Origin of the sequence: Novosphingobium sp. TH158 (assembly GCF_002855555.1) — a bacterium.
Classification (GTDB): Bacteria; Pseudomonadota; Alphaproteobacteria; order Sphingomonadales; family Sphingomonadaceae; genus Novosphingobium.
Window position 1 is genome coordinate 957893 of sequence record NZ_PKRT01000001.1, and the last position, 24548, is coordinate 982440.

Sequence of the window (24548 nt, forward strand, 5' to 3'; positions counted from 1 at the left end):
GCCCGGCAGGGCGGCCCGTTCAGGCCGCCGCGCCGTGGCAGTGCTTGTACTTCTGGCCTGAACCGCATGGGCAAGGCGCATTGCGCGACAGGCCGAGCGCGGCATAGGGATCCTTGTCCAGAGCCGCCGTATCCGCCGTAGGCGCAGCCGTGCCCAGCGTGGCGAGCATGGCTTCCGAACCAACCGTCTGCGATGCGGGATCGCCCGATGCGGTAAACGGATCGATATGTCCGGTCAGGAAGTCGGGCAGTTCGGGCAGCTCGGGCGGCGGCGCGAACTGAAGCTGGCTGGTGGAAAGGATGCGCGTCACGTCCTCACGGATCGCTTCCAGCATCTTCTCGAACAGGCCGAAGGCTTCGCGCTTGTATTCGTTGATCGGCTGCTTCTGCGCATAGGCGCGCAGGAACACCACCTGGCGCAGCGCATCGAGCGTGGCGAGGTGTTCCTTCCAGTAATGGTCAAGCCGCTCCAGAAGGACGCTCTTTTCCACCTGGCGCCAGATTTCCTGGTTGTCCGCCATCTTGGCGTCCATCACCTCGTCGGCCAGGCGCGCCACGCGTTCCTCGATATCCTCGGGGTCAATGCCATCCTCGGCGATCCAGTCCTGCACCGGCACTTCGATGCCCAGCACGTCGGACAGGCGCTGCTTCAGGCCCTCGACGTCCCACTGCTCGGGGTAGGAACCGGGAGGACAGGCTTCGCCGACCAGCGAATTGACCGTATCGTGGCGCATGTCGACGACGACATCGTCGATCGCCTCGGCATCCATGATGTCGGCGCGCTGTTCGTAGATGACCTTGCGCTGGTCGTTCATCACGTCATCGTATTCGACGACCTGCTTGCGGATATCGTAGTTGCGCGCCTCAACCTTCTTCTGCGCGGTCTCGATCGCCTTCGACAGCCACTTGGAACCGATCGCCTCGCCATCGGCGAGGTTCGAATTCATCATCCGGCTGAAGAGCGTGTCAGGGCCGAAGATGCGCAGCAGGTCGTCCTCAAGGCAGAGGTAGAACTTCGACATGCCGGGGTCGCCCTGGCGGCCCGAACGACCGCGCAGCTGGTTGTCGATGCGGCGGCTTTCGTGGCGTTCGGTGCCGATCACGCACAGGCCGCCGGCATTGAGCACGGCTTCCTTTTCAGCCGCGACCTCGGCCTTGATCCGATCGATTTCGGAGTCGCGCTTTGCCCCTTCGGGCAGGTCGCGCAGCTCGTCCTCGATCCGGAATTCGACATTGCCGCCAAGCTGGATGTCGGTGCCGCGACCGGCCATGTTGGTGGCCACTGTCACCGCGCCGAGCCGTCCGGCCTGGGCAACGATATGGGCTTCCATCTCGTGGAAGCGCGCGTTGAGCACGGCGTGCTTGACGCCTTCCTTGGTCAGGTAATCGGAGAGCAGCTCGCTCTTTTCGATCGAGACCGTGCCGACCAGCACCGGCTGGCCGCTTTCGCTGCGCTCGCGGATCAGCTTCGCGATGGCCGCGAACTTGTCGTCCGTGTTCTTGTAGAACTCGTCCTCCTCGTCGATGCGCTTGACCGGGATGTTCGTCGGAATGGTGACGACGTTCATCTTGTAAATGTCGAAGAACTCGGCCGCTTCGGTTGCCGCGGTGCCGGTCATGCCGCCCAGCTTGGGGTACATGCGGAAATAGTTCTGGAAGGTGATCGAGGCCATGGTCTGGTTCTCGGGCTCGATCTGCACGCCTTCCTTGGCTTCGACCGCCTGGTGCAGGCCGTTCGACCAGCGGCGGCCTTCCATCTTGCGGCCGGTGAACTCGTCGATGATCACCACCTTGCCGCCTTCGACCACGTAGTCGATGTCGCGCTTGAACATGACCACGGCCTTGAGCGCCTGGTCGAGATGGTGGACAACCTGCGTGTTTTCCACATCGAACAGGTTCGAGCCGACCAGCAGGCCGGCGGCCTCAAGCTCGCGCTCGGCCCATTCGACACCATCCTCGGTGAGGGTGATGTTCTTGGTCTTCTCGTCCTTTTCGTAATGCTCTTCGGACAGGCGCTTCACGACGGCGTCGACGGCAACGTAAAGGTCGCTCTTGTCGTCGGTCGGGCCGGAAATGATCAGCGGCGTGCGCGCCTCGTCGATCAGGATCGAGTCCACTTCATCGACGATGGCGAAGTTGAACGGGCGGTGCACCATCTGCGACCGCTCGTGCTTCATGTTGTCGCGCAGGTAATCGAAGCCCAACTCGTTGTTGGTCGCGTAGGTGATGTCGGAGTTGTAGGCCTCGCGCCGTTCCTCTTCCTGCAGGTTCGGAACGATGATGCCGACGGTGAGGCCGAGGAAACGGTAGATCTGCCCCATCCATTCCGCGTCGCGGCGGGCGAGGTAATCGTTGACGGTGACAACGTGGACGCCCTTGCCCTCGATGGCGTTGAGATAGACCGCCAGGGTGGCCACCAGCGTCTTGCCCTCGCCCGTGCGCATCTCGGCAATTTCGCCGCGATGGAGCACGATGCCGCCGATCATCTGCACATCGAAGTGGCGCATGCCGAGCACGCGCTTCGATGCCTCGCGCACCGTGGCGAAGGCTTCGGGCAGGATATCGTCAAGGCTCTTGCCCTCGGCCAGCAGGCCGCGGAACTTGTCGGTCTGGGCACGCAGTTCATCATCGCTGAGCGCTTCGAGCGTCGGCTCGAAGGCGTTGATCTGCCGCACGATCTTGTCGAGCGACTTGACGTAACGGTCATTGGACGAACCGAAAATGCGCTTGGCGAGTGCGCCGATCATAGGAAATTCCTGATTTAACTGGAGGCGCAACAAGGCGCGGAGATGCAACGGGATTGCGGGAATCGCAGGGGCGCACACGCGCCCCGCCGGAAGCGGTCAGGCTTCAGTAAGGGCAGCTATTCCAGCGCGCGATCGACGCGCAGTTGCACCGAAGGGATATAGACCGGGCGCTTGCGGCTGGATTGCGGAAATGAGCAATCGCGATCCCGGCGTTCGGGGCGGACCTGTGCCGCCACACCCGGCAGGGCCTGGGCGGCGAGCGCCTGGGCCTGCGTGCGAGGACCGGCGACAGCGCCGATCTGTTCGCTGCCGATGCCGCAAATCCGCGCCTGCGCTGGCGCAGTCTGCGCGACGAGCCCGAGCAGGGCAAGGAAGGCGAGGATGATACGCTTCATCGGTTCGTCCTAGATAAGCGTTTGACCGGGCAAGGTCCAGTCCTATTGCCCGGTTAGTCCCCTGCCGCCTTGCCGGGCTTTGCGGTCGGCTGGGACAGTTGCTCGACCGTGGTCGTGTCGGTCATGCGGACAAGGGCGCGCACGATCTGGCCGTTCGCAGCAGCATAGCCGCGCTCGAAGCGTCGCGGGCAATCGTTGGTATTCACCTTGAGCACCTCTGCCAGCGGCCCGGTGACGCTCGTCACCCGGCAGTCGCTGATTGTGCCGTCCGTCTCGACAATCGCCTCGGTCACGCGGGTTCCGGATACCGGCCAGGCCCCTGCCGGACGCAAGGCCCGCACCGTCGCCGGCCTTTCACCCGTTTGGTCGGGCGCGTTGGCTATCGTTATGGTCAGGCTGCGGATCACGCGCAGGGCCGGTTTACCCGCCACCTGCCCGCGGAAATAGTCCGGCCGGTCTCCGCCGCAATCGCCGGGTCCCTTTTCGTAAAAATCCCCCTTGGCGGAGATGACCCTGCAATTTTTGCGCAGCCCGAAATTGTCGACATCGAAGGTTTCGGTGAAGGACCCCGGCGGTGGCGGCATGTACACGGGAATCACCCAGCGCACCGCGTTCCAGTACGTGCCGACCGTGGGGTTGCCCGCCTCGTCCCTGGCGGGATCGAACCGGGCACGGCGCGTGACCAGGTTGCAGGTGGTGGCATCGAGCGCCGCGGAACCGCTCGTCGCCATGATTTCGCACTGGGTCACACGGCCATCGGTACCGACGATCAACCGAAAGCGCGCTACCCCCGAAACCTCTTCACGCAGCGCTTCGGCAGGATAGTCGACCGATGTAACCCAGTAGGCGGGGTTGCCTTTCGGCCGGACAGGCCGCGCATAGGGCGAAGGCGGCGGCGGTGCCGGGGCCAGGATGGGCGGGGCGACCGGCATGACGCGGGGAAACTCGGTGGGAATCGGAACCGGCTCCTGCCCGGCGCTTGCCGTGCCGGCGGCGGATATTCCTGCAAGCGCTGCGGCCCAGAAGTATCGCATTCAGATTCCCCCGAAATTTCTCTCCGCCACGGTGCTAGCACAGCACGGACGAAGGGCAATACTTGCCCACCTAGCCAAGCATCAATAAGGGCAAGGGTCATGTCGGAAACCACCTCTCCCCTCGCCTCGCCCTTCCCTGCCATGCCGCCGGTCGATGGCGTCACGCTGCGCGTCGCGCGCGCAGGCTACAAGGACTGGGGCCGCTGCGACCTGACCTTTGCAGAACTGGCCGAAGGAACGGCCGTGGCCGGGGTGTTCACCCGCAACGTCTGCTGTTCCAGCGAGGTCGAACTGGGGCGCGAGCAGGTGAAGGCAGGCCGCGCCCGCGCGCTGGTCGTCAATGCCGGCAATTCGAACGCCTTCACCGGCTATCGCGGACGCGAGGCGGTGGAACAGATCATCGAGCAGGTGGCGGATCGCCTCGAATGCACGATGGCGGAGGTCTTCGTCTCCTCCACCGGCGTGATCGGCGTGCCACTGCCCAAGGACAAGGCCCGCGCCGGTGTCGCCGCCGCGCTGGAGGCCGAGCCTTGCGGCTGGGAAGACGCCGCCCGCGCAATCGGCACAACCGATACCTTCACCAAGGGCGCCATGGCGCAGGCCGTGGTCGATGGCCGCACCGTAACGCTGTGCGCCATCATCAAAGGCAGCGGCATGATCGCGCCCGATATGGCGACCATGCTTGGCTACATCTTCACCGATTGCGCCATCGCGCCGGGCTATCTGCAGGAACTGCTCAGCGCCGCCAATGCGCGCACGTTCAGCTGCATCACCGTCGATGGCGATACCTCGACCAGCGATACGGTGCTGGCCTTTGCCACCGGCAAGGCCGGCAACCAGCAGATCAACTGCGCCGGCTGCCCCGGGGCCGATGCCTTTGCCGCTGCGCTTGAGGACGTCTGCCGCCAGCTGGCCCATCTCGTCGTCAAGGATGGCGAAGGCGCGCAGAAGTTCATCCAGATCGCGGTTACCGGCGCGGTGAGCGACGAAAGCGCCCGCAAGGTCGGCCTGGCCATTGCCAACTCCCCGCTGGTCAAGACCGCGATTGCCGGCGAGGACGCCAATTGGGGCCGGGTCGTGATGGCGGTGGGCAAGGCCGGCGAACCGGCCGACCGCGACAAGCTGTCGATCGGCTTCGGCGGCACCTGGGCCGCGCGCGACGGGCTGCCGCGCGCCGACTATGACGAGGCCCCGGTGGCCGAGCATCTCAAAGGCCGGGAGGTGACCATTCAGGTCGATCTGGGCCTTGGCGAAGGCCGCGCCACCGTGTGGACCTGCGACCTGACTCACGGCTACATCTCGATCAACGCGGACTACCGCAGTTGAGCAAGGTCCTCACCCGCGACGTCCACGCGCTGATGCGGCGCGCCAGCGAGCAGGCGATCCTGCCGCGCTACCAGTCGCTTGCCGCGCACGAAGTGGATGCCAAGGCGGCTGACGATGTCGTCACCGTCGCCGATCACGAGGCTGAGGCGATCCTTAGCGAGGGACTGGCGCGGCTGCTGCCCGAAGCGGCGATCGTCGGCGAGGAAGCCTGCCACGCCGATCCGGCGCTGATGGACCGCTTGTCGGATGACCTTTGCTGGATCGTCGATCCGCTTGACGGGACCAACAATTTCGCTGCCGGCAAGCCGCCCTTCGGCGTGCTCGTCGCCCTGGCGGAACGCGGCGAAACGATTGCCGGATGGATCTACGATTGCCTCACCGGTCGTTTCTGCCACGCGCAACTCGGCAAGGGCGCCTATGTCGATGGCGAGCGCATCTTTGCCCGTTCCAGCGGGGAAAGCCCGCCGATTGCCGCGATCTCGCTGGTCTTTGCCGACCCGGCCCGGCGCGAGGCGCTGAAGACGGGGATTGCCCCGCACTACACCTGCGTCGACATTCCGCGCTGCGCCGCCGAACAATGGCCGCGACTGGCGCTCGGCATCAACGATGTTTCGATTTTCGAGCGCACGCTGGCCTGGGACCATGCCGCAGGCGTGCTGCTGCTCAATGAAGCGGGCGGCAAGGCTGCGCGCCCGGATGGCCGGCCCTATCGGGTGGACGAGCACCTGCTGCCCGGCCTGCTCGGTGCCTCCAGCGAAGCGCTGTGGGACGAACTGGCCGGGCGCATGGCCGGTCTTTAAAGGACGCTTTCCAGCCAGCCCTTGATCTGGCTCTTCGGTGCGGCGCCCAGCTTGTGAGCGACGACTTCGCCGTTCTTGATCAGCACCATCAGCGGGATCGACTGCACGCCGAACTTCGCGGCCGTATCGGTGTTCTCCATGATGTCGACCTTGGCGATCTTCACCTGGTCGGCCATTTCCTCGGAGATTTCCTCAAGGCTCGGTCCGATCATCTTGCAGGGGCCGCACCAGTCCGCCCAGAAATCGACAAGTACCGGCTTGTCGGACTTGAGGACATCGGCTTCGAAGCTGGCGTCGGTGACGGCGATGGTGGGCATGAAAAGAGACTCCTGATCTGTTTAGGCCAATCTAGGCACTCGGCGTAACGGTGCAACCGCCAAGTGCCGAAAGGATTACTCGACCGTGGACAAGCCCGGCTTGTGCCGTTCAAGCAGCTCTGCCGGAAGCTCGATCAGCATCGGCACCGCAGTGTAGAGCAATGCCGCCTCGACCCGGCGACCGGGGAACGAAACCTCCAGTGCGGCCGCATAGGCCGCCATCTGGCGCACGATTGCGCGCGGCACTTCCTCAAGCGAGCGTGGCGGGCGGCGGGCGGTCTTGAAATCGACCAGCCGCAGGCGCTCCGGCTCGACGAGCAGGCGGTCAATGGTTCCGGCCACGACCTGATCGCCCACCAGCGCGGCAATCGGCACTTCGGCAAGCGCATCCGGCGCGAACAGACCAGCCCAGTCCGCATTCGCCAGCACGCCCGTGGCCGCGCCCGCCATTTCCCGGCGCAGTGCCTCATCGAGGTCTGCGGCATGGCGGGCCAGCCAGCGCAGGGCGGCAGGCTCGCGGTCGGCCTCGGCGAGTTCGGGCAGGCGTTCCAGGAGCTTGTGGATCAGCACCCCGCGCCGCGCAGCATCGATGCCGCTGCCCGGAGGCCACGGCGGATCGGCGGCCGTTTCCTCGCCCAGCGAACTCGGCGCCAGCGGACGCGGCGGGCGCGGCTCGGCTGCGGCGGGCCGTTCGGCCCAGGGCGGAAGCAGGGACAGCTCGCAGATCTGCGCAATGGTGCCTGTTTCCGGCGGCATGGCGGGCAGGCTGCCGAATTCGCGCCGCTTGTGCCAGATATCGTCCGCATATTCGCAGGCATCGCCCATCACCTCGGCCAGCCGGGCATACCAGCTGTCCTCAGCGGGAGCATCCTCGCGCGATCCCAGGGCACCGGTTACGAACAGCGCCTCTTCCGCGCGGGTCATGGCGACATAGAGCAGCCGCCAGTGTTCCTCCATCTCCTCGGCCTTGGCCCTGGTCTCTTCATCGAGCAGGCGACCAAGCTTTTCCTCCTTGCGCAGCGGCGGCAAGGGAATGCGCGGCGGCTGGATCAGGCCGCCGGAAGCCTCGCCCAGCGGATCCGATAGCTCGAGCGGCGTCCCCATGCCCCTTGCCGGATTATCGGCAGCATCGGCCAGGATCACGATGGGCGCCTGCAGGCCTTTCGAGCCATGGACGGTCATCACCCGCACCAGCCCCCCAGCGCCTTCGGCCTCGCGCTTCAGTTCGCCATCGCCGGCATCGAACCAGTGGAGAAAGCCGACAAGGCTGGGCACGTCGGTCATCGAATAGGCATGCGCCGCATTGACCAGTTCGTCGATCGGATCATTCGCCTCGCGCCCCAGCCGCGCGACCAGCCGTTCGCGCGCCGCCCAAGGGCCAACCAGCAGCCATTGCAGCAGGGCCTGCGGCGTTTCGTAGTCCGCCCTGTTCAGCAATTGCAGCAATTGCGAAACCGCCGCCTGTACGCCGGGATCGCGCGAGACACGCAGGTGTCGCCACAGCCGCACACCATCATCGCGATAGCCGTGCTCCAGAAGCTGCTCCTGGCTCCAGCCCACCAGCGGCGAGACGAGAAGCGCGGCAAGGTTCAGGTCATCGAGCGGCTGCACGGCAAAGCGCAGCGCGGCGACAAGGTCCTTCACCGCCAGCGGCGCGCCAAGCCGCAGCCGGTCAACGCCGGCCACCGGCACGCCGGCGGCATGGAGCCGCGCCACGATCAGCCCGGCAAGTTCCTTGCGCTTGCGCACCAGAACCATGACATCACCCGCCTGCGCGCGGCGCTTGCCACCCTTCTCAAGCGGGAAGCCATCGCGCAGCCAGGACTTCACCTGCCGCGCGATCCGGTCTGCCAGCTGGCGGTCGGGCCGGGCAAGCCAGGTCTCCTCGCCCTCGTCCGCATCGCCATTGTCATTGGCAAAGTCGGGCTCTTCGGCATCGCTGCTTTCCATGCCGACCGGCTGCCAGAGCGTGACGATCCCATTGCGATCCTGGCCGACATGCTCCTCGGGCAGGTCCTTGAGCCCGAAGCGGTCATGCCCGATATGCGCGATGGCGCGATCGACGAATTCCAGGATGGGCCTGGCCGTGCGGAACGACTGGCCGAGCCCCAGGTCTTTCAATTCGCGCACCTCGCGGGGATCCCTCAGGCTGACCACATTGCCCGCCGCGCCTTCAAGGTATCGGCGGACGCGCTCCTTCGCGCGTTCGAAGTTTTCCGGACTGGTGCCCTGGAACCGGAAGATCGCCTGCTTGTAATCGCCGACCACGAACAGGGTTCGCATCCGGTCGCCATGCTGGCCAAGGCCAGAGAAGAAATCCCCGGTCAGCGCATCGATGATTTCCCATTGCGCGGCGTTGGTATCCTGCGCCTCGTCGATCAGCACGTGGTCGAAGCGGCGGTCCAGCTTGTAGCGAATCCAGTCAGCCACATCCTGGCGGTTGAGCAGGTCGGCGGCGCGGCGGATCTGGTCGTCGAAATCGATCAGCCCTTCGCGCGTCTTTGCCTCTTCCCAGGCATGGGAAAAGGCGCGCCCGAGCGTGAGCGCGGGGATGAGGTAATCGGCCACAGCGAGCAAAGTGCGTTGCTCTCGGATCGCGGCAATCGAGGAGGCCACGCGCACGATGTAATCGGCATAGTCCGGGTCCTGCTTGCAGATGTTGGCAAGCTGTTTGGGCGATCCATCCTTGTTAAGGATAAGACCCGCCATGTCCTCCAGCGTCTCGTAGCGCGCAGAAGGTGATCGAGGCAGCCAGGTAGCGATGCCGGTCGCTCCGTCCTGCCCGGTCTTTGACTTCCAGCCACCAAGGATTCGGGCGCAGGCGCGCAGCGATTCAACATCGAAAGCCTCGTCACTGCACAGGTCCGCCAGCTTTTCCTCGCTGGCATCCTCGTCCAGCCCCAGCAGGCGCAGCACGCGGGGGCGCAGGTCTCCCACTTCCCACGATCCCGGCCCGAACCATGCCGAACGGGCAGAGGCGCAGCGCAGGAGAAAGCGTTCCACATCCTCGCTGCCCTTCATGCGGATCGCCAGCGTGGCGAGGGCATCGAGGAACGCATCGTCGCCGCGCTCCTCCGCCTCGATCAGCAGGCGCGAAAGGACTTCGCGCAGCAGCAGCAGGCGGTCCCGGTCTTCCATCGGGCGGGTGCCGGGGGAAAGTCCGGCCTCCTCGGGAAAGCCGGCCAGCAACCATTGCGAAAAGGCGTGAATCGTATCGATCCTGAGCCCGCCGCCCGGGCAATCGAGCACCGAGGCGAACAGCGTGCGCGCCCGGTCGCGCGATGCCGGATCGCAGGGCGCGCCGATATTGCCGAGTTCCTTGAACAGGTCCGTGTCCGGCATCCGCACCCAGTCTGCCAGCACCTCGTTGACACGCACGGCCATTTCCGCCGCGCCCGCCTTGGTGAAGGTCAGGCACAGCAATTGCGAAGGGCTGACATCCTCCTGCAACAGCAGGCGCAGCACACGCGCCGAAAGCACCTGCGTCTTGCCGGTGCCGGCCGAGGCGGAAAGCCAGACCGTGTCGGCGGGATCGACCGCCCGCATCTGGTTGCCGACCAGCGGGAAAACCTTGCTCACTTCCCGCCCTCCTCGCGGCCCTGCCATTCATCCAGCCGCATCAGCTGGTCGTAATCGGCATAGCCCGGCACGGCGGGGTTGAGCCGGGCGGTGAAGGGTTCGCTGCCCTTGATCCAGCGATCGATGGCATCGGTCAGGAACCGCTCGGTTTCCGGCAGGAAGTCCTCGCGCGGGATGCCGGACTTCTTCCGGCCTTCGAGAACGGGCTCAGACATTACGCCGAAGCCATTGGCGCTGCCCTTGTCCTTTTGCAGCGACCAGTATTCGAAGCGGGTCGGTTCTCCGGCCACGCCTTCAAACGCGCCGTCCCGCGCCATGAGGCCGATCAGGCCGAGCTGGAGGGCAAAGCCGTTCTGCACCATCGATCCCGAAGGCGCGCCGCCCGTCTTGTAATCGACCACGGCCAGCGTGCCATCGGCCAGGGCGTCGATCCGGTCGGCACGGCCCTTGATCTTCACGCCCTTGAAGGTGATGTGCCCCTTGACCTCGCTGGCCAGCACACGGCGCCCTTCCGCCGATTGCGCGGCAATCCGGGCCTCGATCCATTCGAGCCCGGCAATGAGCCGCGGCCACCACAGCCCGCGCACCAGAGGATGGGCGCTCATCTTTGCCAGCTCTTCATCGGCAATGGCGAGCAGCGATCCGCCCTGCTTGTGCCAGCGTTCAAGGATCGCGTGGACCGCCGTTCCCTTCCAGGCCGCCGTGGGTTCTGCATCCAGCGCGTCAAGCGAACGCAGCCGCAGGATGTCGCTGGCAAAAAACTGGTAGGGATCGCCGCGCAGCCGGTCGAGCCCGGTCACGGCGATCGGCACGTCGCGTTGCGCAGCGGAAGGCATGGGCTGCGGGCGCGGGTGCGGCGGGGTGGAGGCAGGCTCAGTCAGCCGCCGGGCAAGGTCCGGGGTGCGGGTATCGAGATGGCGCTCCAGCAGGTCCGCCCCCAACATGGCCCGCACGCGCAGGACAAAGCGCGAAGGGATTGCCGGTCCGGCAGCATCGCGCCGGGCATAGCTCAGGACCACTTCCGGCGCGCCGAGTGCGGCGGCAAGGTCGTGCGCGGCAAGTCCGATGCGAAAATCCGCGCCGGGAACGCCAAGTGCGCGCAGCACGGGCGGGGCCAGCAGGGCATCGGGCGACGGCGATGCCGGCCAGGTGCCCTCGGTCAGCCCGCCGCAGATGACGAGGTCGGCGCGGCTCATGCGGGCTTCGATCAGGCCATAGACGGCTACGCGCGGGTGCCCGCCCCAGGGCTTGCGAACGGCAATCCGCTCCATGGCGTCGCGCAGCGCGGTGGCAAGGCCTTCGCGTTCGATGCGCGTCCCATTCGCCCGCGCAGCATCGCGCAGATCTTCGACAAAGGCCGAGAGAGAGCGTCCATCGGCCTCGCCCCAGATGCGCCCGCCGCTGATCGCTTCGCCTGCCTCGATCATGGCATCGAGCACGCCGGCGAGCGACAGTTCGTCCCCGCCATCAAGCAGCGGCGACAGCAAGGCCTCGACCGCGCTCCACCAGCCGGCGATGCCCTTGTCATGCGCCTCGCGCCGTTCCACCAGCGCCCGCAGCGGCGCAAGCCCCGGCCCCGGCCTTGGCCCGCGCAGGGCAAGGTCAAGCGCGCGGACATGATCAAGCCAGTCAGCGCGGCCATAGGCCTCGCCAGCATAGGGGTGGCCCAGCAGGGCGAGCAGCGGAACCGGCGCGGCATCGTTTGCCGCCACTTCGGCCAGTTGCAGGAACAGCCGGCCCGCCGGGGTCAGCGGCAGCGGCTCACCCGCCGTATCGTCGGCATCGATCTGCCAGCGGCCAAGATGGGCGATCACCCGCGCGGCCAGCGCCCGGTCCGGCGTGATGAAGGCAACGCGTTTTTCCGCGGTCTCCAGCGCCTCGCGGATGCGCAGGGCGATGGCCTGGGCCTCATGCCCCGGATGATCGCTGACCATCAGCTGCACGCCGGCCAGCCGCCGCTGGTCTGCCGCAAGGCTGACCCAGCGGGCCGAAGCGGCCGGCGGCAGGAACAGGTTGGAGATGGCCTTGCTGCGTTCCGGCGGGGCCGCCGCCATGCCCGCACGGTGCCAGGGCTGCACTTCCCCGCGCTGCACGCCCATGCGATTGAGCAGCAGCTTGAGGTGGTATTGCGGATGCGTCACCGTATCATCGGGCGCAAAGGGGGCATCGCCCGGTGCGTCGCCCACACCGGCCCGCCCAAGCGCATCCCACGTTTCGGCATCGAGCGAGAGATCAAGATCGGGCAGGATCACCGCCCCGCGCGGCAGTTCGCTCACCACCCGCAGCAAGCGCGCGAGCGAAGGCGAGGCGCTCGTCACGCCAGCGGCCACGATCGGCGTTGCCGGCGGCAGATCGCGCCAGCGCTGCGCTGCATGGTCGAACAGGCGATTGCGCCGCGCCGGGGCATCGAGCCGGCCCGCAGCGTTCAGTTCGGCAAGCCACCGCGCCTGGACGCGGGCAAAGGTCAGCGTCGACTGCCGCCAGTGTTCGGCCAGTTCGCCGACCACTTCGATCACCCGCGGCGCCAGCAGCTCTTCAGGGCCAATGCCCTCGACCAGCAGGCGATCCATCGTGCGCCCCAGTTCGAAAGCCTGACGCAGCAGGGCCGGCCCCTTGGGCGCGCGTTCACCCAGTTCATCGGCAAGGATCTGCGCCAGCCGCAGCCAGCGATGGCTTGGCTCCACGGCGGGATCGATCTCGTCCCCCGCGCCCAGCGGATCGAGCAGGGGCCCGAGCGTTTCATCGATATCGAGATCGCCCACTGCCGCCATGCGCGGCAGCAGCAGGCCGCGCCGGTCCTGCTCGCCCGAAAGGCGGACAAAGGCCTCGGTCACGGTGCGGATGGCGCGCTGGCTGGGCAGCAGCAGGGTCAGCCGGGCAAGGCCAAGGTCACCCTCGCCATAACGCGGCAACAGGCCGGCGACGAGCGCATCGGCAAAGCCGCGATGGGCTGCGATGGAATAAACCTTTGGGCCGTGGCCGCCATCCGCCCGGTCCGCCGCCTGTGCCTCAGCCGCCATAGCCAAGCGCCGCCTCGGTCATGCCGATGGCCTCGGGATAGCCGACATCGAACCACTGGCCTTCGTGGACCAGCCCGAAACACCGACCCGCGGCGATCGCCCGGTCCCAGAACACGTTGGTCGAGAACACGGCTTCGGGCGCATCGACGATCAGGCGCTTGGACAGCATCTGCACCCCGGTCCAGACATAGGGACGCGCCCGCTTGCCGCCCTCGCGCGAGAGGCGGCCCTGCTCGTCGAGATCGAAATCGCCGGTCCCCTGCGTGTTGCCGGCCCGCTCGAAAGGCACCACCAGCATGAGCACGTCCATGCGATCGCCGTCCCACATGTCTGCCATGCGGCGAAAGGCATTGTCGCCGCTGTCAGTCCACCAGTTATCGGCGTTGACGCAAATAAAGGGATCGCCCGCGATCATGTCCCTGGCCTGGACAAGCCCGCCCCCGGTATCGAGCAGCAGGGCGCGCTCATCCGAAACGGTCACCGCGAAATCGCCGGCGTGGGCGGCCAGGTGCGCCTCGATCTGGTCGGCCATGTAGTGGACGTTGACGACGATCCGGCCGACCCCGGCATTGCGCAGGTGGACCAGCACGTGATCGAGCAGGGTCGTCCCGGCAACGCGCACCAGCGGCTTCGGGCGGTCCTTGGTCAGCGGCATCATCCGCGTGCCCTTGCCCGCGGCCATGATCATCGCCGTTTCCGGCACGGCTTTCATACCTGCCATTCGCCGCCCAGCGCCTCGCGCAGGTCTGCCGGGATATTGGCCTCGAACCACCGTGCCACGGGACCGAGCGCGGGGTGCTTCAGGTCACGTTCGAGAAGCGCCCAGACGCGCGGGATCAGCGAAAGATAGCGCGGCTTGCCGTCGCGCTTCCACAGCCGAACGAAAATGCCGACGATCTTGGCATTCCGCTGCGCGCCGAGGCGGGCATAGTCAGCCAGGAAATCCTCGCGCTTGCCGGAATGGTCGGCAAGGTAGCGTTCCAGCATCTTGGCTTCGAGTTCGGCGGAAACGTCGCGCCGCGCATCCTGCAACAGCGATACGAGGTCGTAAGCCGGGTGACCAATCAGCGCGTCCTGGAAATCGAGCAGGCCCTGATCGGCAAGGTTGCCCAGAAGCATGATGTTCTCGGCATGGTAATCGCGCAGCACCGTTACACCGGGGCGCTGGTTGGGCAGCAGCGGGCGCAGAACCTCTTCCCAGGCCCCCGCATAGCCGCGGCTGTCGACATAGAGGTTGCGCGCAGGCACGTACCAGTCAACCAGCAATTGCGCCTCGCGCTGGTACTCGGCCAGGCCATAGTCAAGGAACGGCCCCGGCGGCAGGCGGTGCAGATCCTTCAGCGCATCGACCGCGCCGGCGTAGACCTCTTCCTCGTCCGCCGGCCAGTCATCAAGATAGTCGCGCATGCGGACTGTGCCGAAGTCTTCCAGCAACACCAGCCCGCGCTCGGGCTCGGCGTGAAGGATGCGCGGCGCGCGCATGCCGTTGTGATCGAGCCAGCGCGCAGCGCGCAGGAACGGACCGGGATCCTCGTTCGGCGGCGGAGCATCCATCAGCATCGCCGTCTCCTCGCCCCGGCGGATGCGGAAATAACGCCGGAAGGAGGCATCGCCCGGCAACGGTTCAACCACGGCATTCGGCCAGCCGGCAGCGGCGAGGAAGGCATCGAGGCCTTCGGGCAGGGTCACGTCCATGACAGCCGCCCTAGCCAATCCGGCCCGGGACTTACAATGGCAACCCGCCCCATTTCCGCAGATTCCAACATGATGGAAAGACAGGCGGATTCACGCCCGAAGCCGCCCGCATGTTCCGGCCATTCGGCGATCAGGGCCGCACCCTGGCGGTAATCGTCCAGCCCCAGTTCTTCCACCTCGCGCGGATCGTCCAGCCGGTAGAAATCGGCATGGACCAGCGGCAGGCGCACCGCCGGCGGATCGTAGGTCTCGATAATGGCAAAGCTGGGCGAAGGCACCTCGCCCCCATGGCCAAGGGCGGCGATGATAGCCCGGGCCAGCGTGGTCTTGCCCGCACCCAGCCCGCCGGAAAGCGCCACGACATCGCCGGGCCGCAGGGCTTCGGCAATCGAAGCGCCAAGCCGCTGCATCGCGGCAAGGTCTGGCAGCGCGATGTTCAAGGCAGTTCGACCAGCGCCGCCGTGCCCTGTCCGGGCTCGGAGATCAGTTCCAGGCTGCCGCCGTGCGCCGCGATGAGCTGGCGGGCAAGCGGCAGGCCAAGGCCCTGCCGGCGCTCCAGAACGGCACCCTGCGGGCCGACCTTCACCCCGCCCAGGGCGCGGGCAAGCGCGGCGGAATCCATGCCCGGTCCGTTGTCCGATATGACAACGCGGGCATGACCGTTCCTGAGGCGCGACAGTTCGACGAGAATGCGCCCGCCCTTGGGCGTGGCGGAAATGGCATTGTCGAGCAGGTGGCCGATCGCCCGGCCAAGGCGGCGGCGATCCCCCTGCACCCGTCCGGCGCCCTTGTCGCCGCGCAGATCAAGCGAGAGCCCGCCCTGCCGCAGCTTCTCGGCCCGTTCCTCCACCACCCGGGTAACGAAGGGCAGCAGGTCGATCTCCTCCATGGCCAGCGGCAGCAGCCCGGCCTCGCTTTGCGACAGGTCGAGCACTGATTCGATCTGGTCGCCCAGCCGGGCAACCGAATCGAGGATATCGCCGACATATTCGCGGCCCTGCTCGTTCAATTCGCCGCCGATCCCGGCCTGCAGCAGCTCGGCAAAGCCGCCGATGGCATTCAGCGGATTGCGGAATTCATAGGACATGGAGGCCAGGAAACGCGTTTTCACCGCATCGGCCTCAAGCAGTGCGGCATTGCGTTCGCGCAGGGCTTCCTCGGCCTTCTGGCTGTCGGTGATGTCCAGCACGGTCAGCAGGCCATTGCCATCGGGCAGCGGCACGCCGGCATATTCCAGCGTCCGTCCATCGGCGATCTGGACGCGCCCGCTCGTCTGGCGGCGATCGAGCGTCGCGGCGCGAACCACCTCGCCCACGGCCTTGGCCTGAACCGGCTTCTTCAGCCGTGCGCCGATGCGTTCGAGCAGGACCTCGATCTTGGGGTGGGTATCAAGGAATTCGCTGTCCAGCCCCCAGTCGGCGGCGAAGCGGCGGTTCCATTGCTGCATGCGGCCGTCGGGCTGGAACACGGCAATCGATTCGAACAGGCTGTCGAATGTGGCGGTGCGGGTGCGCAGCAGCGTGTCGCGCGCCGAGGAAAGCTGGAGCTGTTCGGTGCGGTCCTCGACGATCAGCAGCAGGCCTCCGTCCGGCATCGGATGGGCAACCACGCGCAGGTGCGTTCCATCTGCCAGGGGCCAGGCTTCTTCCTGCGCTTCCCCGGCGTGGAACCAGCCCGCCTTCTCCTTGCGCCAGGCGGGAAAATCACGTGCTTCGGGAACCCTGCCGCCATCGTGCGCCATGTCCAGCAGCCGCTCGAACGGCGGCGGATCGAGCAGGACGGTGGGCTTGAGGCCGAAGATGCGCTGGAAGGGCTGGTTGGCGAAGGTCAGGTTATGGCGCGCATCGAACTGGGCCACGCCTGCCGAAAGCTGATCGAGCAGCGAGCGCTGCGCCCGGCGGAAGGCATCGAAGGAGCGGGACAGCTCCTCCATCTCCTCGACATCGACGGCATAGCCGGCCACACCATCCTCACCCAGCGGCAGGTCGGAAACCTTGAGCGCGCGCCGCTGCCCGCCGATCGTTGCGGCAACCATGCGTTCGATCGGACGCTTGCGCTGCAAGGCCTGGAGCGCCACCTGCGCCGCGCTCAGCCCGTCAACCGCCTCGACCAGTTCGGTTCCCGCCTCGGCAACCTCGGCGGCATCCTCGCCGCCCACCGCTGCCACGTAGGCGCGGTTGACCAGCCGCAGCCGGCCTTCGCGCGATCGGAACCACATGGGCATCGGCGCGGCTTCGATCAGGCCCACCAGCGCGGCAAAATCCTCCCGCGCTCGGGTTGCTTCAGTGCGCAGCTGGACCAGCTCGCTTTCGCTTTCGGAAAAGTCGAAGATCCACACCAGCGCCGCGCCGCCGGGAGAAACCTGCGGGTCAGCCAGCACACCGCGCAGGGCCAGGCTGCGCATCGAACCTTGCGGTGTCGCGACAAGGCGGAATGGCGCGCCCGTCTTCTGCGTGCGCAGAACCGCGTCGTTGAGCGCCTGCAGGGTTTCGGTGGTAAGGCCCGCACCGTCCTGCGACAGTTCTGTGAGGAACTGCGGCACGGCATCGATGCCCAGCCAGGAGGCCAGTTTCGGCGCAGCTTCGATCCGCCCATCGGTGCGGACCAGCAGCGGGATGGCCGGGCTTTCCTCAACCATTTTGGCAAGTCGCCGCGCGCCGCGCTGCCCGGCCTCGGCCCGCTTCAGCCGCCGGCGCGCCGCCAGCACCGCCCAGGCCGCCGCCAGCGTCCATGCCGCCAGCAGCAGTCCGATCAGCACCAGCGCGGTCGGATTGAGCACCATGGCTCCATCGCTAAGATGCCCGCGCGGCGATTACAACCGGGCGGGCATCCAAAGCTGTGATTTGACCTTGCGGCCGGATCAGTAGCGGTAGTGATCCGGCTTGAACGGACCGCTCACCGGCACGCCGATGTAATCGGCCTGCTTCTGGCTGAGCCGGGTAAGCTTCACGCCCAGCTTTTCGAGGTGCAGCGCCGCCACCTTTTCATCGAGGTGCTTGGGCAGCACGTAGACTTCGTTCTTGTACTGCGCGCTCTTGGTGAACAGTTCGATCTGCGCCAGCGTCTGGTTGGTGAAGCTGGAGGACATGACGAAGCTGGGGTGGCCGGTGGCGCAGCCCAGGTTCACCAGGCGGCCCTTGGCAAGCATGATGATCTGCTTGCCGTCCGGGAATTCGACAAGATCGGTGCCCGGCTTCACTTCGGTCCACTTGAAGTTCTGCAGGCCGGCGACCTGGATCTCGCTGTCGAAGTGGCCGATATTGCAGACGATCGACATCGGCTTCATCGCGCGCATGTGATCGACGGTGATCACGCCTTCGTTGCCGGTGGCGGTGACGAAGATGTCGCAGCGCTGCACGGCCTCTTCCATGGTGACGACTTCATAGCCTTCCATGGCGGCCTGCAGGGCGCAGATCGGGTCGATCTCGGTAACCATCACGCGGGCGCCGCCCTGGCGCAGCGAAGCGGCCGAGCCCTTGCCGACATCGCCGAAGCCGGCAACGCAGGCGACCTTGCCGGCGAGCATCACGTCGGTGGCGCGGCGGATCGCATCGACCAGCGATTCCTTGCAGCCATAGAGGTTGTCGAACTTCGACTTGGTGACCGAATCGTTCACGTTGATCGCCGGGAACGGCAGCTTTCCGTCCTTGGCGATCTGGTAAAGGCGATGGACGCCGGTGGTGGTCTCTTCCGAAACGCCCTTGATATGGGCGACCGACATGGTGAGATAGCCGGGCTTGCGGGCCAGAAATTCCTTGAGCGCGCGGCAGAACTCGACCTCTTCCTCGTTGGTCGGCTCGAACAGCGTCTCGCCCGCCTCGACGCGCGCGCCCCACAGCGCGAACATGGTGGCATCGCCGCCATCGTCGAGGATCATGTTGGCGGTGCGGCCGGTGCCATCGTCCCAGTCAAAGATCGAGCCGACATAGTCCCAGTATTCGGCAAGGCTTTCGCCCTTCACCGCGAACACGGGGATGCCGCGCGCGGCGATGGCGGCGGCGGCGTGATCCTGCGTCGAATAGATGTTGCAGGTGGCCCAGCGCACGTCCGCACCCAGTGCGACCAGCGTTTCGATCAGCACGGCGGTCTGGATGGTCATGTGCAGCGAGCCGGTGATGCGCGCACCCTTGAGCGGCTGGGTCGGGCCGAATTCCTCGCGCAGCGCCATCAGGCCGGGCATTTCGGTTTCGGCAATCGCGATTTCCGCGCGGCCGAAGTCGGCAAGGCCGATGTCGGCGATCACATAGTCGTTCTGGGCGCTGGACACTGGGTCATCTCCTGAATGCGGGGCGCCGACAGCAAAGGGCGGTGCCATTTAATGGACCCGCCCTTAGCCGCTCGCTTCAGGAATATAAAGATGTCTTTATATGTATAATGCCTCAGCGGCGCGCCCAGGCGAGTTGCGCGCTGCTGCCTTCGCTGGAAAGCAGCTGGTCGGCCGCTTCCACCAGGGCATCGGGCCCGCGCATCTTCGCCAGGCTTTTCGCCACGATCTTCAGGTCCGCGCAGCCAAGCCACGGGTGCCCCTGCCCGTACTGGTTGGCCATGGCAGTGCTCATCCGGTCAAGCGCGCGGTTCGCCCCGGTAATGCCGTAGCGCCCGACCATCCCGTCGCGCAGCTGGGTGGCGGCATCGTTCAGCGTATCCATGTGCGCCGCCTCAAAGGCCTGGAAATCGGCCTGGAAATTGTCCGCCCCCATGCGGCAGCGCAATCCCGTGACCATCAGCATGATGTTCAGGCGCCGCAGTTTTTCCGCATCTCCGCTGCCGGCTGCCTGTGATGGCGTACCCATGACCAGCCCCCCGGCTGCCAGGCACAATGCCGCCTTCTTCCATATCGATTGCATGACCCCGTACTCCCTCAAAGCAGTGGTTCCGTCCCGGAGAAAGCATGGTCGCCCATCGGGTTTACCCGGCGTTGAAAGAGCGCGGTAAAGCGGAATTTACCACGAATGGCATGTTGCGATTCACTCGCAACCCGTCCTATTGCATTCGCGTTACGGCCAATTCCGGCCCCTTTTCGAGAGGACTAGCGACATGACCATCGCACAAGGCGAAACCCTTCCCGACGTGAAGCTCACCAAGGTCGGAGCCGAAGGCCCCGAGCCGGTCCAGACCGGTGACTACTTCAAGGGCCGCAAGGTTGCCCTGTTCTCGGTTCCGGGTGCTTTCACCCCCACCTGCTCGGCCAAGCACCTGCCGGGCTTCGTGGAAAAGGCCGCCGAACTGAAGGCCAAGGGCATCGACGAGATCGCCTGCACCGCGGTGAACGATGCCTTCGTCATGGGCGCCTGGGCTGCGCGCGATGGTGGCCCGGAAGTCACCATGCTGGCTGACGGCAATGGCGATTTCGCGCAGGCACTTGGCCTGACCATGGACGGTTCGGGATTCGGCCTTGGCCAGCGCGGCAGCCGCTGGTCGGCCATCGTCAACGATGGCGTGGTCGAACAGCTGAACGTCGAAGGCCCGGGCGAGTTCAAGGTGAGCTCGGCCGAGCACATGCTCGAACAGCTCTGAGGCTGTTGCCATGTGGGGACAGCTGGCAATCAAGGCCGTGGTTTCCGGCCTGATCGTGGCAGCTGCCTCCGAGGTGGCGCGGCGCAATCCCGGATGGGGCGGCCTTGTCGCCTCGTTGCCGCTCACCTCGATGCTCGCGCTGCTCTGGCTGTGGCGCGACAGCCCGGACCCGGCGCGCGCCGCGGATTTCCTTATGGGATCGACGCTTTACGTCATCGCATCGCTGCCCGCCTTCGTTGCCATGGCGCTGCTGCTCCGCCGGGGAGCGGGCATCGTACCTGCGGTGATTGCCGGAGCCCTGCTTGCCATTGCCGGCTATGTGCTCTTGGGCTGGATCGGCCGCCGTTGGGGTTGGCCGGTATGAGTCAATGGTCCAGCACAGCTACCCCGACCCGAAGACAGCCCTGCTGATAACCATCGCCGCGCTCTCCTCGGTCATCCTCGTCACGCTCGATTCGACCATCGCGACAATCGCGCTGACCCGCATCCAGTCCAACCTTGCCGCCAGCCCCGAACAGATCACCTGGGTGCTGACCAGCTACCTGATTGCCGCCGCCGTGATGACGCCGCTGGCCGGATGGCTGGCCGATCGCTTCGGCCGCATCCGCACCATGCGCGCCTCGGTGTTCTTCTTCACGCTCAGTTCGCTGGGCTGCGGCCTTGCCCCGAATCTCGAGCTTCTCACCCTGTTCCGCTTCATCCAGGGCGCCGCCGGGGCAAGCCTCGTGCCGCTGAGCCAGGTGCTGCTGATCGACATCTGGCCGCCGGAAAAGCACGGTACCGCGATATCGGCTTTCGGCATCGGCACCCTGCTAGGCCCGATGATGGGCCCGACGCTGGGGGCATGGCTGATCGAATACATTTCCTGGCGCTGGATCTTCCTGATCAACGTGCCGATCGGGATACTGGCGCTGCTGGGCTTCACGATCTTTGCCGCCGATCATGACAAGCCGCGCGACGTGCGGTTCGACATGCGCGGCTTCATCTATGTATCCATCGCCCTTACCGCCTTCCAGCTGATGCTCGATCGCGGCCAGTTGCTGGACTGGTTCTCTTCCACCGAAGTGGCGATCGAAGGCGCGATTGCCCTGCTGTTCGGCTACTTCGCGGTGGTCCACATCCTCACCACCAAGGATCCCTTCATCAAGCCGGACATCTTCCGCGACTGGAACTTTGCCCTGGGGACCGCGATCATGGCGGGGATCGGCATCTTCATGGTCGGCGCCATTCCCATCATCACCACCATGATGCAGCAGCTGTTCGGCTATCCGGTGATGCTGACCGGCCTGGTCTCCCTGCCGCGCGCCATCGGCAACATCATCACGGTGATGATCGCCGGGCAGCTCGTCGGCAAGGTCGACGCGCGCATCCTGATGATTACAGGCCTGAGCGGTGTCGTCGCCGGTTTCTGGGTGCTTAGCGGCGTAAGCCTGGAAACCGACAGCACAACACTGGCGCTGGTATCCTTCGTGCAGGGCCTGGGATCAGGGCTGATCTTCCTGCCGCTGATGCTGCTGGTGTTCACCACCCTGCCCGAGAAGTACAAGAACGAAGGCGCGACGCTGACTGCGCTGATGCGGAACCTTGGCGGCGCGGTGGGCATCTCGATGATCCAGACCATGACCCTGCGCGACCTTGCGGCATCGCAGGCCCGCCTTTCGGAGAATGTCCGCCCGGAAAATCCGGTGGTCGGCTGGCGACATGGCGAGGTGGACTTCACCGCCCCGCTCGATGTTGCAGCGCAGATGGGGCAAGTCGGGCGGCAGGCGATGATGCTGGCCTACCATCACACCTACCAGCTGATGTTCGTACTATCGCTGTCGATGATCGTCATCTGCCTGATGATGAAGCAGAAGCGCGCGGATACCGGGCCGGCGCATACCGGCCCGATCCTGATCGACTGAACGGCAGCGAAGCCGGGCTTAATAGCCCATCAGGCTCAGCACTTCCTTGCGGCTGCGCGAATCTTCGAGGAACGAGCCGAGCAGGCGGCTGGTGACCATGCCGACGCCCGGAGTCTTCACGCCGCGCCCGGTCATGCAGCCGTGCTGCGCCTCGATCACCACGGCAACGCCATGCGGCTGCAGGTTGTCCCAGATACACTGGGCAACCTCTGCCGTCAGGCGCTCCTGGATCTGCAGGCGCTGGGCAAAGCCGTGCAGCACGCGGGCGAGCTTGGAAATGCCGACAACGCGGTCGCGCGGCAGATAGGCGATGGCCGCCTTGCCGGTGATCGGTGCCATGTGGTGTTCGCAGTGCGACTGGAAGGGAATGTCCTTCAGCAGCACCAGTTCGTTATAGCCGCCCACTTCCTCGAACTGGCGCGACAGGTGCCGGGCCGGATCTTCGCCATAGCCCTGGCAATATTCCTTCCACGCGCGGGCAACGCGCGCCGGAGTATCGAGCAGGCCCTCGCGCTGCGGATCATCGCCCGACCAGCGGATCAGCGTGCGGATCGCCTCCTGCACCTCGTCGGGGACGATCAGCTTGCCGTTTTCGTCAAAGGCTTCGTCGTGGTCGTGGCCGCAGGCCATGGGGCACTTCTCCTCACTTCGGCCGGCGCAGCAGGCTGCCCAGCCGGAACAGGCCACGCCGGTGGCCGATGGGTTCAAACAGCTCTCCCGGCCTTTCGGGATCGAGAAGCGCCGTATCGGCGATCGCTTTTTCGGTTTCGCTCAAGGGCCGCAAGTGAAAACGTTCAAGCCGCTTACCCTTTTTCGCCTCGGCGTCGTCGATGCGGGCCTCGATCATCGCGGTCATGGAGCCATGTTTCTCCACCAGGCGCCCGATATGCTCGGGCTCCATGCCGCAATGTTCGGCAATCAGCCGGTGCCGGATGCGGCGAATGGCGCTGCGCACTTCATCGCGGTCGTTGGCGGGCCGCGCACAGTCGATGAATACGTCTGCTTCGGTATCGAGGCCCATCGAACGGTTGTTCATGTTCGCCGAACCGATCCGCAGGATCTCGTCATCAACGATCATCAGCTTCGAATGGACGTAGATCGGCGTGCCTGCCGTGGTGACGGGGATGAAGATACGGAACCGGTTTTGCGGATCACGCTCGGCAATCGCATGGAGCAACCGCACCCGTGCCCCGTCCATCGCCGTCTGCTCAAGCCACCCGTCCGCGCTCTTGGGGTTGATCAGCACCACCTCGGGCGGGTCCGGCTGCGACAGCCGCTCGGCCAGCGCCTCGGCCACCTTGCGCGAGGCGAAGTACTGGCTTTCGGCATAGATGAACCGCCGGGCCCGACGGATGTGCTCGGCGAACAGGTGCTCGATCTCGGTGATCTCGGGCGTCCCCGCCCATGCCGCCTGGGTGCGCGCGATGCCCAGTTCGACGTCGCGGAATTCGGCGCGCAGCTTTTTCGGCCAGGGGCTTTCGTGCTGAGGCAGGCAGGGTTCCATCTCCCCGCCGCCGGCGCGGCTCCAGCGCATCCGGCCCAGCTCGCCAAGGCTGGCGGCGGCATCGCCCTCGACCAGCAGGGTAATGTCATGCCACGGCCCGTAAGGCTTGCGCCGGGGCCCCATGCGCCGGGGGTCCTCCTCGATATGTTCGGGCGTGTCCCAGCGCTGGGTGGTCATGTCGATGCCGCCGCAAACAGCGAACCGGTCATCGATCACAACGATCTTCTGGTGATGGCTGCACCCCAGCGGATGGGCGGAATCGAACTTGAAATCGATCGCCGGGTGCGCCCACCAGCGGATCAGGTCCAGCACCATCGACCCGCGGAAAATGAACTTGAACGCGCCGAAATTCCATTTCAGCACGCGGACCTGCAGCCCGCGACGGCGGTTGACCAGCCAGACGACGAAGGCCCCCAGCCGCGCCGGCTGGACCGTGCGGTCCGGCCTGTTCCACCAGCGCCTGCCCGGCCCCAACCTGACACGCGTGTCGAAATCCCAGCCGATCAGGTGGATGCGCTGGCGCGCCTGCAGCATGGCATCCTGCATGACCGTGAAATAGGCTGCCGCGTCGATCACCACATGCGCGCGCTGCGCCATGGCGAAACGCCAGGTGCCGGGGGCAACCCCTTGCGCCATGTCTGCATCCTGGTTTCCGGCGCTGGTCATGGCCCGGACATCTCCCGCAAGCAGCCTCCTACATCGGGTGCGCCC

At 66.0% G+C, this 24548-nt stretch carries 19 protein-coding genes; 5 read left to right on the forward strand and 14 right to left on the reverse strand.

Annotation, left to right across the window (positions count from 1 at the left end):
• Nucleotides 1-19: 19 nt before the first annotated feature.
• From secA to C0V78_RS04740, 3 genes are all read right to left on the reverse strand, one after another.
• Nucleotides 20-2746, reverse strand: a complete 2727-nt coding sequence (gene secA, locus C0V78_RS04730) for a preprotein translocase subunit SecA (RefSeq protein WP_101796666.1) — start codon at nucleotides 2744-2746, stop codon at nucleotides 20-22.
• A 116-nt stretch (nucleotides 2747-2862) separates the two neighbouring features.
• Nucleotides 2863-3141 carry a hypothetical protein gene (locus C0V78_RS04735; protein ID WP_101796667.1) on the reverse strand — a complete coding sequence of 93 codons (279 nt, stop codon included), beginning with the start codon at nucleotides 3139-3141 and terminating at the stop codon, nucleotides 2863-2865.
• Between the two features lie 53 nt (nucleotides 3142-3194).
• Nucleotides 3195-4175, reverse strand: a complete 981-nt coding sequence (locus C0V78_RS04740; protein WP_101796668.1) for an energy transducer TonB — start codon at nucleotides 4173-4175, stop codon at nucleotides 3195-3197.
• Between the two features lie 99 nt (nucleotides 4176-4274).
• Between C0V78_RS04740 and argJ the strand changes: the two genes are divergently transcribed.
• Both argJ and C0V78_RS04750 read left to right on the forward strand, forming a co-directional pair.
• Entirely contained in the window at nucleotides 4275-5501 is a 1227-nt protein-coding gene (argJ, locus tag C0V78_RS04745; protein ID WP_101796669.1) for a bifunctional glutamate N-acetyltransferase/amino-acid acetyltransferase ArgJ, read from the forward strand.
• A 32-nt stretch (nucleotides 5502-5533) separates the two neighbouring features.
• Complete coding sequence (locus tag C0V78_RS04750) at nucleotides 5534-6301, forward strand: inositol monophosphatase family protein (protein WP_101798201.1); 768 nt, start codon at nucleotides 5534-5536, stop codon at nucleotides 6299-6301.
• On the opposite strand, the gene trxA is transcribed toward C0V78_RS04750, so the two are convergent.
• The 9 genes from trxA to C0V78_RS04795 form a co-directional block, all read right to left on the reverse strand.
• Entirely contained in the window at nucleotides 6298-6618 is a 321-nt protein-coding gene (gene trxA, locus C0V78_RS04755; RefSeq protein ID WP_101796670.1) for a thioredoxin, read from the reverse strand. The genes C0V78_RS04750 and trxA overlap by 4 nt on opposite strands.
• Nucleotides 6619-6693: 75 nt before the next feature.
• Nucleotides 6694-10224, reverse strand: coding sequence for a double-strand break repair helicase AddA (gene addA, locus C0V78_RS04760; RefSeq protein WP_101796671.1), 3531 nt, complete (start codon nucleotides 10222-10224; stop codon nucleotides 6694-6696).
• Nucleotides 10194-13217 (reverse strand): double-strand break repair protein AddB, encoded by a 3024-nt coding sequence (addB, locus tag C0V78_RS04765; protein WP_101796672.1) that lies wholly within the window; start codon nucleotides 13215-13217, stop codon nucleotides 10194-10196. The genes addA and addB overlap by 31 nt, the downstream gene beginning before the upstream one ends.
• Nucleotides 13207-13938 carry a nucleotidyltransferase family protein gene (locus C0V78_RS04770; RefSeq protein ID WP_371514419.1) on the reverse strand — a complete coding sequence of 244 codons (732 nt, stop codon included), beginning with the start codon at nucleotides 13936-13938 and terminating at the stop codon, nucleotides 13207-13209. The genes addB and C0V78_RS04770 overlap by 11 nt, the downstream gene beginning before the upstream one ends.
• A complete protein-coding gene (locus C0V78_RS04775) occupies nucleotides 13926-14912 on the reverse strand; it encodes an aminoglycoside phosphotransferase family protein (RefSeq protein ID WP_101796674.1) in 987 nt (328 codons plus the stop codon). Before C0V78_RS04775 ends, C0V78_RS04770 begins: the two co-directional genes overlap by 13 nt.
• On the reverse strand, nucleotides 14903-15352 hold the full coding sequence (gene tsaE, locus C0V78_RS04780) for a tRNA (adenosine(37)-N6)-threonylcarbamoyltransferase complex ATPase subunit type 1 TsaE (protein ID WP_101796675.1): 450 nt from the start codon (nucleotides 15350-15352) through the stop codon (nucleotides 14903-14905). Before tsaE ends, C0V78_RS04775 begins: the two co-directional genes overlap by 10 nt.
• Nucleotides 15349-17694 carry a PAS domain-containing sensor histidine kinase gene (locus C0V78_RS04785; protein ID WP_101796676.1) on the reverse strand — a complete coding sequence of 782 codons (2346 nt, stop codon included), beginning with the start codon at nucleotides 17692-17694 and terminating at the stop codon, nucleotides 15349-15351. Before C0V78_RS04785 ends, tsaE begins: the two co-directional genes overlap by 4 nt.
• A 78-nt stretch (nucleotides 17695-17772) precedes the next feature.
• Nucleotides 17773-19179: an adenosylhomocysteinase gene (gene ahcY / locus C0V78_RS04790; RefSeq protein WP_101796677.1), complete on the reverse strand. Its 1407-nt coding sequence runs from the start codon at nucleotides 19177-19179 to the stop codon at nucleotides 17773-17775.
• Between the two features lie 112 nt (nucleotides 19180-19291).
• Complete coding sequence (locus tag C0V78_RS04795; RefSeq protein WP_101796678.1) at nucleotides 19292-19759, reverse strand: S-adenosyl-L-homocysteine hydrolase; 468 nt, start codon at nucleotides 19757-19759, stop codon at nucleotides 19292-19294.
• A 190-nt stretch (nucleotides 19760-19949) separates the two neighbouring features.
• Here C0V78_RS04795 and C0V78_RS04800 point away from each other — a divergent pair, with 190 nt between their 5' ends.
• From C0V78_RS04800 to C0V78_RS04810, 3 genes are read left to right on the forward strand one after another with little or no spacing between them, the layout of a single operon-like run.
• A complete protein-coding gene (locus C0V78_RS04800; protein ID WP_101796679.1) occupies nucleotides 19950-20429 on the forward strand; it encodes a peroxiredoxin in 480 nt (159 codons plus the stop codon).
• Between the two features lie 10 nt (nucleotides 20430-20439).
• On the forward strand, nucleotides 20440-20793 hold the full coding sequence (locus C0V78_RS04805) for a DUF3147 family protein (protein ID WP_101796680.1): 354 nt from the start codon (nucleotides 20440-20442) through the stop codon (nucleotides 20791-20793).
• 4 nt (nucleotides 20794-20797) lie between these two features.
• On the forward strand, nucleotides 20798-22333 hold the full coding sequence (locus C0V78_RS04810; protein WP_158241464.1) for a DHA2 family efflux MFS transporter permease subunit: 1536 nt from the start codon (nucleotides 20798-20800) through the stop codon (nucleotides 22331-22333).
• An 18-nt stretch (nucleotides 22334-22351) separates the two neighbouring features.
• On the opposite strand, the gene folE is transcribed toward C0V78_RS04810, so the two are convergent.
• Entirely contained in the window at nucleotides 22352-22963 is a 612-nt protein-coding gene (gene folE, locus C0V78_RS04815; RefSeq protein ID WP_101796682.1) for a GTP cyclohydrolase I FolE, read from the reverse strand.
• 13 nt (nucleotides 22964-22976) lie between these two features.
• Nucleotides 22977-24503 (reverse strand): phospholipase D-like domain-containing protein, encoded by a 1527-nt coding sequence (locus C0V78_RS04820; RefSeq protein ID WP_101796683.1) that lies wholly within the window; start codon nucleotides 24501-24503, stop codon nucleotides 22977-22979.
• Nucleotides 24504-24548 lie beyond the last annotated feature (45 nt).